A 12,520-nucleotide genomic window follows, 5' to 3' on the forward strand; every position below is an offset into this window, starting at 1 on the left:
CCCTCCCTTATTGTGGTTTCAGCATAGCGATCATGAAGTCCTTCGCACTTTCAACCTTGCCTTGCTGAATAGCGGCGGCAGGATCGACATGCTTCGGACAAACCTCTGAGCAGTAACCTACAAACGTACAGCTCCACACCCCGTTGCTGCCGTTAAGCTGCGGCATACGCTCTTTCTTACCGTGATCGCGGTTATCCAGATTGTAACGGTGCGCCAGCGTGATCGCGGCCGGACCGATGAACTCAGGGTTCAGGCCGAACTGCGGACAAGCGGCATAGCAAAGACCGCAGTTGATGCAGCCGGAGAACTGGTGGTATTTCGCCATTTGAGCCGGCGTTTGTTTGTTCGTGCCATCCGCAGGTTTACGATCGTTACCGATGATATAAGGTTTGATGGCTTCCAGGCTCTCAATGAAGTGGGTCATGTCAACGACAAGATCGCGTTCGATTGGGAAATTACCCAGTGCTTCAATCTTCAATCCGTTCGGATAATCGCGCAGGAACGTTTTGCAGGCTAGCTTGGGGACGTTGTTCACCATCATGCCGCATGAGCCGCAAATTGCCATACGGCAGGACCAGCGGTAAGAGAGATCGGCAGCCAGGTTATCTTTGATATAACCCAACGCATCCAGTAAGGAAGTCTGCTTATTGTATGGAACGTCAAACGTCTCAAAATGCGGCGCGCTGTCCTGTTCAGGGTTATAGCGCATGACTTCCATTTTTAGGGTTTGCATTTCATCAGCCATTCGCCTGCTCCTTCTTGCTTTTATCCTGATCGTCCCCTTCGGCGCCATAGACACGTTTAGCTGGGGGCAGTTTGGTGATTTTCACATCGCTGTAATCCAGACGTGGGCCACCTTCAGGGTTATAAAAAGCCAGCGTATGCTTCAGGTAATTAACGTCGTCACGCTCGGTGCATCCTTCATCCAGACGTTGGTGAGCACCGCGGGATTCTTTACGGTTGATGGCCGAATGCGCCATACATTCCGCAACATCCAGGCTGTGGCCCAATTCGATGGTGTAGAGCAGATCGGTATTGAACACGCTGGAATGGTCGGTGATTTTTACCCGTTTGAAGCGCTCTTTCAGCTCGGTGATTTTATCAACGGTTTTTTGCATCAGGTCCGTGGTACGGTAAATACCGCAGCCTTCTTCCATTGATAAGCCCAGCTCATCGCGGATTTTCGACCAGTTTTCAGTCCCTTCTTGTTTCATCAGACCATGCAGGCTCTGTTCGATATCCCGGGTTTGCGCATCCAGCGCGCTGCCGTTGGCCGGCGCCGCTTCCTGGGAACGTTGAACGGCATGTTCACCCGCGATACGACCAAATACCACCAACTCAGCCAGAGAGTTGGAACCCAGACGGTTAGCGCCATGCAGACCGACGGACGAACATTCGCCGACCGCAAACAGACCTTTGATGCGGGTTTCGCAGGTTTGGTTGGTTTCGATACCGCCCATGGTGTAGTGCGCAGTAGGGCGAATCGGGATCGGCTCTTTAACCGGGTCGACGCCAACATAGGCTTTTGCCAGTTCGCAGATGAACGGCAGACGTTCTTTAAGCTTTTTCTCGCCGAGGTGGCGCAGATCGAGGTAGACCACATCGCCCAGCGGGGTGGAAATGGTGCGGCCGGCACGCCATTCATGCCAGAAAGCCTGCGAGACTTTGTCGCGCGGACCCAGCTCCATATATTTATTCTTGGGCTGACCCAGCGGGGTTTCCGGTCCCATACCGTAGTCCTGCAGATAACGGTAGCCATCCTTGTTGACCATGATGCCGCCTTCGCCACGGCAACCTTCGGTCATCAGGATACCGGAACCCGGCAGGCCGGTTGGGTGATACTGTACGAATTCCATATCGCGCAACGGCACGCCGTGGCGGAACGCCATGGCCATACCGTCGCCGGTAACAATGCCGCCGTTGGTGTTATAACGGTAGACGCGACCGGCGCCGCCAGTGGCGATAATCACCGCATTCGCCCGGATCTGCACCAGTTCGCCTTCCATCATATTGATGGCGACGACACCGCGGGCATGACCGTCATCGACCAGAACATCCAGAACAAAATGTTCGTCAAAACGTTGGATTTGTGGGTATTTGAGGGAAGTCTGGAACAGAGTGTGCAGCATATGGAAGCCGGTTTTATCAGCAGCAAACCAGGTCCGTTCTATTTTCATTCCGCCGAAACGGCGAACGTTAACAGAACCATCTGGCTTACGGCTCCACGGGCAGCCCCATTGTTCCAACTGGATCATTTCTTCAGGACAGTGATGAACGAAGTTATCAACAACATCTTGTTCACACAGCCAGTCGCCACCGGAAACGGTGTCGTTGAAATGGTAATCAAAGCTATCGTGGTCCTGAGTTACCGCTGCTGATCCGCCTTCTGCCGCCACGGTGTGGCTACGCATTGGGTAGACTTTCGAGATCAGCGCAATTTTCAGTTGGGGATTTGCTTCAGCAGCAGCAATTGCCGCTCGTAAGCCAGCGCCCCCGGCCCCGATAATGGCCAAATCGGCATTAAAGGTTTGCACTGCATTCCTCCAGTTACTTAAGTTAATTAAGTTAAAATAATAAAATAACGCCTATTTATCTCAGCCTTTATATATCTGCTTAATTATTAGCGTATTAAGCCACATAAAAAATGATTTATGGACATATTAAGAAATAGATAAACCTCTATTTTTTGTGTGGAAATGATTATACCGAATTAGATTCATATGAAATTTGATGTGATCCAGCATTTTGCAGTTTTTTCATGGTGTACTGGAATAACTTATAAAAACGTGATCGAAAGGCTTATTTTCATGGAAATAATGATTTTATTTCTTTAATAACTCTTTTACACGCGATATAAGAAAATCTTTCACTGAATATAAATTATGCTAATCCTCTAAACAAGCCAACATTCCGCCCTGTTGACAATTGATCACGGGACTATCCTGGCCGCTGCCCACTGAGCCGCCGCGCGCGGCGTCAAAAAACGTTCCAGCCGTTTTTTTATCCTGTAAATTTTTTTTGATGCGGGTAGACTGCACCACTCGTTTGATTTTGGAGTCGTAACCATGAGCGAAACGGCAAGCTGGGAACCCAGCGCCTCTGTCGCTACTTTGTTAAAGCGCGCGTCGATAGTCTCCGCTATCCGGCGTTTTTTCACCGATCGCGGGGTACTGGAGGTTGAAACGCCCGCGATGAGCCGGGCTACGGTAACGGACGTCTATATGTGCCCGTTTCAGACCCGCTTTGTCGGGCCGGGGGCTTCGGATGGGATGACGCTGTATCTGATGACCAGCCCGGAATACCACATGAAACGCCTGCTGGCCGCGGGCAGCGGTCCTATTTTTCAGCTATGCCGCAGCTTCCGCAATGAAGAATCCGGCCGATACCATAACCCGGAATTTACCATGCTGGAATGGTATCGCCCGCACTATGATATGTATCGCCTGATGAATGAAGTCGATGATTTATTGCAGCAGGTGCTGGAGTGTGAAAGCGCGGAAATGCTCTCGTATCAGCAGGCTTTCTTACGTCATCTGGACACCGATCCTCTCACGGCGGATAGAGCCCAACTGCGTGAAGTTGCCGAGAAGCTAGGCCTGGGCGACATCGCCCACCGTGAAGAAGACCGCGATGCATTAGTACAGATGCTGTTTACTTTTGGCGTCGAGCCGAATATCGGCGGCGATAAGCCGGCGTTTGTTTACCATTTCCCGGCGACGCAGGCTTCACTGGCTGAAATCAGTACCGAGGACCATCGGGTCGCCGAGCGCTTTGAAGTCTATTTCAAAGGCATCGAACTGGCGAATGGCTTCCGTGAATTAACCGATAGCGATGAGCAGCGTCAGCGTTTTGAACAGGACAACCGCAAGCGCGCCGCCCTGGGACTGACTCAGCAACCTATCGATGAGAATCTGCTGGCCGCGTTAACGCATGGATTGCCAGAGTGTTCAGGGGTGGCATTGGGCGTCGATCGCCTGATTATGCTGGCGCTGGGCGCGGAAAAACTGAGCGACGTGATCGCTTTCTCCGTTGAACGTTCCTGACGTGACGTCTCCCCGCATTAAGTAGGGTGCGATGGCGACGCACCCTTCTCATATCTATACGCCGCCGGAGGTTCGGTTGCTGGCCGACGACAGCGTTCTTCCCTTACGCGATAGGCTTTCCATCCGCACCTGGAACGGGGGATACGGCATAATCAAATTGTGTTTACGGTAATTTTCCAGAATCAATTGATGAAGCTCGTGGCGTAACGGCATGCGGTGTCCCATTTCCGCCGCGAAGATACGCAGTTCAAAAATTTGCACGCCCTGCTGCAAATCGACCAGAAAGGCTTCTGGCGCGGGGTTATCCAGGATCAGCGAACAGCGGCTGACCGCATCCATGAGCAAATCCGTGACCTCTTTGCTGTCGGCATCCGCGGGGGCCGGTATGGTTAACACCACGCGCGTTACCGAGTCGGATAGCGACCAGTTGATAAACTGCTCGGTAATAAAGGCTTTATTCGGCACGATGATCTCTTTGCGGTCCCAGTCGGATATGGTGGTCGCCCGGGTATTAATGCGCATGATGCTGCCGGTGAGATCGCGGATAGTCACGGTATCGCCGATACGAATCGGTTTTTCGAACAGAATTATCAGCCCGGAAATAAAGTTGGCAAAAATTTCCTGTAAGCCGAAGCCCAGCCCGACACCCAACGCGGCAACCAGCCACTGCAGTTTGGACCACTCAATGCCGATGAGCGAGAATCCCATCATGCAGCCAATCAACATCAAAATATATTTGCTGATGGTGGTGATGGCGTAACCGCTGCCAGGGGAGAGATCCAAATGCTGCAACAGCGCCAGTTCAAGCAACGCGGGCAGGTTGCGCACCAGTTGCGCGGTAATGACGAAAATAAGCACGGCAATCAGGACGGAGCCCAGCGTAATGGATTGAACGCTCTCCACGCCTCTTACCGTATTGGTCACATCCCACAGGCTGATGTTTTCCATGAAAGCAAACGCGGAATGAATTTCGGACCACAGCACAATCACCGAAACCAACGCGATCAGCGTCAGTATTGAACGGACCAACTGCAATGATTTGGCGCTGATGGCGTCCAGATCCACGACCGGTTCTTCAACCGCTTCCAAGCTGCTTTCATAAGATGTGGCGGATGGCGAGTCATCCTCTCCACGGGCGCGTTGCGCCAGAATTTCAGAACGACGATGTTTGGCGCGATCGAAAGCGATGCGCCTGCGCTGAATGAGCATCCAGCGGCGAATAATATAATAAATCACCAACAGGAAGAACCAGATGGCAACCGAGGTTTCCAGACGCACCAGCAAGGCCTTGGCCGTCGCCAGATAGCCAATACAGGACGCCAGCGCGGCGATCATCGGGACGCAAATCAAGATATTCCACATCGCCCGGTTAACCGGGTTTTCCCCCGAACCTTCTTTATCCAGATAAAGCGGAATACCCGACCGTTTCAACCCGGTGGTGACCAGACTCAGCGCCATGCAAAGTAAGATGAAACACAGGCGTCCCAGCGAACTGGAGAACTCACGATCGTTCAGTTTATCAAAGGTGATCAGGGCCATAATTAACGGCACGATAAAGGCGATCGACAGGCGATAATAGCGCATGGCGCGGGCCACCCGTTCAGGCGACCAACGGAAGTGGGCGATAAACAGCCCCTGCGGATGAGAGAATGATGCGCTGATCATCACCACCCACATTAATGGCACGGTGGCGGTTACGCTGTCGCCGATAGCCACGGCCATCGGATAAGGCCAGGCATTTTGCAACCCATAACCCCAGGCGGCCCAGAGCACCGGTAGCGGCAGGGCGGCCAGAATTGACCAGAATACGGTGCGCAACGTCAGCATAAAATGGTCGAGCGTCACTTTACCCACCCGGCTGCTGGCGCGCTCCAGAAACGCATGGTAATGACGACGGGAACTGATACTGAACCCTACCAGCAGCAGCGCGCCCAGCAGCGGGATCACGGTTTCGCGGCTGGTGACCATCATCACCATGGCGCTGCCGAGTTGGGTCAGGGTATCCAGCGACAGCAAGCGGGTGAGATCCTGCACCAGCTTCAGCGGGTAGGAAAACGTAATCGGGTCAACATCGGCAACCCAGAAAAGATAACGGTGCGCCGCTTCCCGGGTGTCGTTTAACGCATCTTCCAACTGACTGTTGGCGACCTTGAGTTTGGTTAATTCGAGAATTTGCGTATCACAGCCGGAAATCAACGACGTCAGCAGATTACGCTGGGTGCGCAACTGATCGTTCAGGATGCGTTGCTGGGTGCCGGTTAGCGGCGTGCCGTCGTCCTGTTTTGCCTGGTCAACGTCGTGGGGCTTGTTAATCAAATCCTCAAAATGCAGACGTTGTACGCGCAGTTGCGCCATGTCGCTGTCCAGCTTTTGCGGTTTGGGCATTTCCGGCAGACGGGCGATCTGGGCGCGTAACGTTTCCCCCAACACTGGCGACACGCCGAGCCACTGAGCCTGTTCGCGGATAGTGCTCAGCGCCTGGCGCACCTGGAGAGTCTGCGTCGTAGCCTGACGCTGCTGAGACGCGATCAGATCCATACGCTGGGCCTGCTGGTTCAGGGAAACAGACAATTCACGGTTGATTTTCAATTGCTCGCTGATGACGGAAGGCAACTCACCGCTTTGCTCTACCAGCAGTTCCGTTTTCTCAAGCGCCTGCTCGGCTTCTCTTTGGCGCAGATTATTGATTTTGCTTCGAAAATTCTGTAGCTGGATGTCCAGGTTATCGTGACGCTTTTTATACAGCTCGGCGCGTAAACGGGATAACTCCTGACGGCTGCTGGCGGATAATTGCGCCAGTTCCAGCTCATCAACCCGGCTCTTACGCAGCGCCGCTTCCGCCTGCAAGGCAGTGAGTTGGGCCTGGCCCAGCGGAGAGGAGGGCGTACCCATCAGCTGAATGCGGCGTTCTATATCGCTGAGCGAGCGGCTGGCTTCGGTTTGCTGTTGAGGCAACTGCCCCAGCGAATCGCCGACCTCCCGCAATCGATCCTGTTCTTGCTGGAGTTGGCGGGCCTGCTCCAGAAGCTGGCTGCTGATCTGCAAGGTTTGCTGCTCAAGATCGTTAACGGACTGGTTTTCCGCAATGGTTGACGGTTTCTCGTCTTCCGCCGTTATCTGCCGGCGCAGTTCCTGTATGAGCTTGGGAAAATCATCAATGACGCGCTGGTATTGCGCCGCACGCTCAAGGGATTCATTACGCTCCTGCAGAGCATTCAGCGCGAGCTGAAGTTCTTCGACAATCGAAGCCTGATCGGCGGCGCCTTTGTTCGCTTCTGCTAGCTGCAATTGCTGGCGTAACTGTGCCTCATTGGGCAGCGGAGCGGCCAATGAGGCGGTTGATAACAGACATCCCAGCAGAAAAATCGCAATCAGACGCACGCTTGTCCTACCTTTAACTTAACTTGCAATAATAATCAGGATGAGTGACGGCGCGGAGGGTTTTCAACCCGGATTGTCCGTCGCGCCGACATCGACCGCTTTGATCTCTGCCGGTTGAGGCTGTCCGGAAGTATCGTTAGCCGCGCTCTGCTGTGGCGCCTCGTCCGCTTGCTCTTCATCCAGCGACTCGGCGAAAGGTTCACCCATACGAGTAACGCCAAGGCAATTAAGGTTGTCGGTAAATCTAACCTGATCCGCGGAGAACAGGTTGATCACGGTGGATCCCAGCTTAAAGCGTCCCATCTCCTGGCCTTTCGTCAGCGCAATCGCGCCTTCCTCTTCGGCGTGAGGGTAGGTCCAGCGTTTAATAATGCCTTCCCGCGGCGGCGTGACGATCCCCGCCCAGACGGTCTCGATACTCCCGACAATGGTCGCGCCAACCAAAATCTGCGCCAGCGGGCCGAATGCGGTATCGAACAGGCAAATCACGCGCTCGTTGCGGGCGAAAAGATTCGGTACGTTTGCCGCCGTCAGCAGGTTCACGGAGAATAAATCCCCCGGAACATAAATCATTTCCCGTAGCACGCCGTCGCACGGCATATGGACGCGGTGATAATCGCGCGGCGATAAATAGGTGGTGGCGAACATGCCGCCGCGGAACAGCTCCGCCATGACATAGTTTCCCGCCAGCAGCGCCTCCAGGGAGTAATGATGGTTTTTAGCCTGAAGCAGTTTGCCGTCGGTGATGGCGCCAAACTGCGATAATACGCCGTCGGCAGGCAGCGCCAGACGATTTGCGTGAGAGTCGATAGGGCGGGCGTCGGATCGCAGCGGTCGAACAAAAAATTCGTTGAAGGTGCGGTAAGCGGCGGTATCAGGCTGCTGCGCTTCCTGCATATTGACCTTGTAATAACGAACAAACAGATCGATGACCAGCTTGGTGAGTTTACCTGCCGGTTTATCGGCTCCCCAGCCAGCCAAGCGGGTCAGCCAGATTTTGGGAAGCCAATACTGTAGTTTGATTTTGATATTATCCAACACAGTGAGCCTCTTGGGTTAATGGTGCGCCATTGAATAAAAAATTCCCGGGAGAAAAATCGTCAGGAGCGATGTTAAACGCCGCCTGCGACGATTCGTAAAGGCGTCGGATAGGGCCGCCCGCCATACAAGGGTGCGCATTGTAGCGATGGATAAGATAAATGTCAGTTATCCGTATCGGAAAAGGTTTTACGCGTTTTTACCTGAGCCATGCTTTCCAGTATCCGGTGATAGTTATCAAAACGCGCTTCGGCAATCTCGCCACGCTCAACCGCCGCGCGGATGGCGCAGCCCGGATCGTTGTCATGACTACAGTCCCGGAATTTACAACTGCCCATATATTCACGGAATTCAACAAAGCCGCGGGTAACCTGTTCCGGCTCCAGATGCCAGAGCCCGAATTCGCGAACTCCCGGCGAATCAATCACATCGCCGCCATGAGGGAAATGATAAAGCCGGGCGGCCGTGGTGGTATGTTGCCCCAGCCCTGAATTGTCCGAGACCTCATTGACCAGGATGCCTTCGTCCCCCAGCGCCAACAGCGCATTGAGCAGGCTGGATTTACCCACCCCTGATTGCCCGGCAAAGATACTGATGCGTCCGGTCAGCGCCTGTTCCAGTTCGGCGATACCCTGCTGCGTATGGCTTGAGACCATAATCACCGGATAGTTGAGCGCGCGGTAGATATTCATCAGGCCATCAACAAACTGACGGGCTTCTTCATCCAGTAGATCGATTTTGTTAAGGACGATCAGCGGTTCAACCTCCAGTGTTTCGCAGGCAACCAAATAGCGATCGATAATATTAAGTGATAGTTCAGGGAGGATGGCCGAAACAATGACGATCTGATCGATATTGGCGGCGATCGTTTTCACTCCGTCATAAAAGTCAGGACGAGTCAGCACCGAATGGCGCGGGTGGACCGCTTCAACGATGCCGCTGATACCCGCCAGGGCTTCGTTGCCGGCCCGCCAGACAACGCGGTCGCCGGTAACCAGAGACTTAATGGTGCGGCGAATGTTACAGCGATGCAGGGCGCCATCGGCGGATTCCACATCTGCGTGCATGCCAAACCTGCTGATAATAATGCCCTCTTGGGCGTCGCCCAGTTGGCTATCCTCCCATTCGACTTTACTTTTTTTATCCGCATGCTTGAGACGACGCTGATGATTGGCGCTAACCCGACGTTGTTGACCTTTTGACAGTTTCTTTTTGCTCACTGAACCTCACTTGACCGCATGATGATCGCTCATGGCGACTGGAGCGACTATAATACACCCTATTTGATTTTAATTAACTGATGCCCACCAGTCGGGTATTCGGGTTGACGCGTGATTGGCGTTAACAGTCAGGTAATCGCACAATGCTAAACAGGGATACCCACGATGGTAGACGAAAATAACCTAATCTGGATCGATCTTGAAATGACGGGATTGGATCCTGAACGGGACCGTATTATTGAAATTGCCACACTTGTAACCGATGCCAATTTAAATGTATTGGCCGAAGGGCCGGTTTTGGCGGTCCATCAACCGGATAGCCAACTGGCATTGATGGATGAATGGAATGTTCGTACCCACGGCGCCAGCGGATTGATTGACCGGGTGAAAGCCAGCAAGATTGATGAACGCGCGGCGGAGCTGGAAACTTTAGCGTTCCTGAAAGAGTGGGTGCCTGCCGGCAAGTCGCCTATTTGCGGCAACAGCATCGGCCAGGATCGCCGTTTTCTGTTCCGCTATATGCCGGAACTGGAAGCCTACTTCCATTACCGTTATCTGGATGTTAGTACGCTGAAAGAATTGGCGCGTCGCTGGAAGCCGGAGATTCTGGCTGGTTTTAAAAAACAGGGCACGCACCAGGCCATGGATGATATCCGTGAATCGCTGGCGGAGCTGGCTTATTACCGCGAGCACTTTATCCAGCTTTAGACCTAACGGGCTGAAGGCGATGTGTTAACGGAAAGGGAAAACCGCACAGCATTCTTCAGGCCGTGATTGCGCGTTTTACCGCCGTATTGCTCTTTTTATCGGCAGTCGAACATTTTTTCATTTTGAGGGGCTTGCGGTCGAAAGGATTTCTCGTATAATGCGCACCCCGTACCGATGCAGAATTTTGTATTTGCGCGGTCATCAATCCCGAGCGGGAATAGCTCAGTTGGTAGAGCACGACCTTGCCAAGGTCGGGGTCGCGAGTTCGAGTCTCGTTTCCCGCTCCAATTCTTGTTCTATAGACAGCCACCAACGTCTGTAGCTCTCTGATTCAACAGGGTAATCGCTCTGTTGAGCATCCAGCGAAATCCACTGAAATCCACCGTCAACCACGCCGAAGTAGTACACAAATTAGTACACGAAAATTGGGTGCGTTATCGATGCGGATTGTTTGCTGAGTCGCTTCCCTGTGCGCGGTACACCTCTCTTCAGCACTGAAGGAGGCATACCCTATGGCGTTAACCGATGCCGTCGCCCGGCAGGCCCGCACCACCGGCAAAGCCTATACCCTGAACGATAGCGATGGGCTGTCACTGTTCGTGACCGGTAAAGGCGCGAAGAAATGGCACTTCCGCTTTTCGTTGCAGGGTAAACAGCAGCGAATCTCGCTTGGTTCTTATCCCGCCTTCTCCCTGAAACAGGCGCGCCAGCAGCGCGACGAATTGCGTGCGCAGTTGGCTGCGGGTAACGATCCGCGCAGCTATCGCCAGCAATCCAAAGCCGCGGCGCAGAATACCTTTGACGCGGTATTCCGCCAGTGGCGCGACTTCAAGGCGCTGAGTCTGGAGAGCGGACGACAAAGCACGCTGTCGCAGATCGATCGCATCTTCGCTAAAGACGTGCTGCCGTCGCTGGGTGGTCTGCCGATTTTCGATGTAGAGCCGTCGCATATTCTGGAAGTGCTGCGCCGGATTGAGCGGCGGAGGGCATTTACCACCGCTGAGAAAGTAAGAACGTGGCTGAATCAGCTATTCCGCTATGCCAAAGTGGAAAAAGGCGTGCGCTACAATCCGGCCAGCGATCTGGATATTGTGGCCGCGCCCCGACCGCCGGTGACGCATAATCCCTTCTTGCGCATGGATGAGTTACCGTCTTTTTTGCGCAAGCTGCGCGACTACCACGGGCAGGAGACAACCCAACAGGGCTTACGCCTGCTGTTGTTGACCGGCGTGCGTACCGGCGAGTTGCGCCTTGCCGAACCTGACCAGTTCGATCTCAAACGCGGGCTGTGGATTATTCCGCCCGCATCGGTCAAACAGTTGCAGGTCAGGATGCGCCGGGAAGGTAACAGCGTTCCGGCTTATGTGGTGCCGCTGCCGCGACAGGCCATCGACATAGTGAAAGCGCTTTTAACGTTGCAGAAGCGACGACCTGCGCAAGGCTACCTGCTTCCCAACTGCAACAACCTGCAAAAGCGCATCAGCGAAAATACGCTTAACAGCGCGCTGAAACGTATGGGTTATGCAGACCGACTAACCGGTCACGGCATCCGGGCGACGATCTCGACGGCGCTTAACGAACCCGGCTACCCGAAAGAGTGGATCGAGGTGCAGCTATCCCATGCCGATCCTAATAAGATCCGGGCGGCCTATAACCATGCGGTTTACGTTGAGCAGCGGCGGATGATGATGCAGGAATGGGCCGACAGGTTGGATCGGTGGGAGGGTGGGGAAGCAGTGATGAAAACCGCTGTGCCGCGAGGTATCGGTGCGCTCGGTATCGCGGCAAGCAGCTGGATGCAGCTTGTGGAAGGCTCGCCGTTGTTACGTGAAATTATTTTGCGCTAAGCGGCTTATGTTTCGCCGGGATCTTGCCAATGATGCTGATGGGATCGATCGAGAGCAAACGGGCAAGGTGGACAAATTCGACGATGTCTAACCGGCGCTCTCCGTTTTCGACCTTGGCGATAAACGACTGAGGGCGATCCAGCGCCTGAGCCAGACTTTCCTGCGTGACCCCTTTCGCTATGCGCGCCTCGCGTAGCGCCTTGATAACGCGTTGATATTCATCGGAGTAAATGGAAGCCATCTGATCAATTCCGCTAGAAAGACCGGATTGACTATCAATGAC

At 53.8% G+C, this 12,520-nt stretch carries 9 protein-coding genes and 1 tRNA gene; 4 read left to right on the forward strand and 6 right to left on the reverse strand.

Translation table 11 applies throughout. The features are described from left to right. Window positions 1–7 precede the first annotated feature (7 nt). Both ACN28R_RS21655 and frdA read right to left on the reverse strand, forming a co-directional pair. Window positions 8–745 (reverse strand): succinate dehydrogenase/fumarate reductase iron-sulfur subunit, encoded by a 738-nt coding sequence (locus ACN28R_RS21655; protein WP_048637292.1) that lies wholly within the window; start codon window positions 743–745, stop codon window positions 8–10. Further along, the gene (frdA, locus tag ACN28R_RS21660; RefSeq protein ID WP_048637293.1) at window positions 738–2,534 is read right to left on the reverse strand and encodes a fumarate reductase (quinol) flavoprotein subunit; all 1,797 of its coding nucleotides are present in this window, start codon (window positions 2,532–2,534) and stop codon (window positions 738–740) included. The genes ACN28R_RS21655 and frdA overlap by 8 nt, the downstream gene beginning before the upstream one ends. A 531-nt stretch (window positions 2,535–3,065) precedes the next feature. Between frdA and epmA the strand changes: the two genes are divergently transcribed. Continuing rightward, window positions 3,066–4,043: an elongation factor P--(R)-beta-lysine ligase gene (gene epmA, locus ACN28R_RS21665; RefSeq protein WP_048637294.1), complete on the forward strand. Its 978-nt coding sequence runs from the start codon at window positions 3,066–3,068 to the stop codon at window positions 4,041–4,043. Between the two features lie 54 nt (window positions 4,044–4,097). Here the strand turns inward: epmA and mscM are convergent, their stop codons facing one another. The 3 genes from mscM to rsgA all read right to left on the reverse strand — a co-directional run bounded on the left by mscM (window position 4,098) and on the right by rsgA (window position 9,682). After that, window positions 4,098–7,424 (reverse strand): miniconductance mechanosensitive channel MscM, encoded by a 3,327-nt coding sequence (gene mscM, locus ACN28R_RS21670; protein WP_048637295.1) that lies wholly within the window; start codon window positions 7,422–7,424, stop codon window positions 4,098–4,100. 63 nt (window positions 7,425–7,487) lie between these two features. Further along, entirely contained in the window at window positions 7,488–8,465 is a 978-nt protein-coding gene (gene asd, locus ACN28R_RS21675; protein WP_048637296.1) for an archaetidylserine decarboxylase, read from the reverse strand. A gap of 161 nt (window positions 8,466–8,626) precedes the next feature. Next, entirely contained in the window at window positions 8,627–9,682 is a 1,056-nt protein-coding gene (gene rsgA / locus ACN28R_RS21680) for a small ribosomal subunit biogenesis GTPase RsgA (RefSeq protein ID WP_095835433.1), read from the reverse strand. Between the two features lie 165 nt (window positions 9,683–9,847). On the opposite strand from rsgA, the gene orn reads away from it, so the two are divergent. The 3 genes from orn (at window position 9,848) to ACN28R_RS21695 (ending at window position 12,237) form a co-directional block, all read left to right on the forward strand. Continuing rightward, window positions 9,848–10,390: an oligoribonuclease gene (gene orn / locus ACN28R_RS21685; protein ID WP_048637298.1), complete on the forward strand. Its 543-nt coding sequence runs from the start codon at window positions 9,848–9,850 to the stop codon at window positions 10,388–10,390. Window positions 10,391–10,601: 211 nt separating this feature from the next. Then, a tRNA-Gly gene (locus ACN28R_RS21690) sits at window positions 10,602–10,677 on the forward strand. Window positions 10,678–10,902: 225 nt separating this feature from the next. Beyond that, window positions 10,903–12,237 (forward strand): tyrosine-type recombinase/integrase, encoded by a 1,335-nt coding sequence (locus ACN28R_RS21695; RefSeq protein WP_095835434.1) that lies wholly within the window; start codon window positions 10,903–10,905, stop codon window positions 12,235–12,237. Here the strand turns inward: ACN28R_RS21695 and ACN28R_RS21700 are convergent. Beyond that, entirely contained in the window at window positions 12,224–12,478 is a 255-nt protein-coding gene (locus ACN28R_RS21700; protein WP_048637329.1) for a helix-turn-helix domain-containing protein, read from the reverse strand. The genes ACN28R_RS21695 and ACN28R_RS21700 overlap by 14 nt on opposite strands. Window positions 12,479–12,520 lie beyond the last annotated feature (42 nt).

The sequence above is a fragment of the Brenneria goodwinii genome, assembly GCF_002291445.1.
Classification (GTDB): Bacteria; Pseudomonadota; Gammaproteobacteria; order Enterobacterales; family Enterobacteriaceae; genus Brenneria; species Brenneria goodwinii.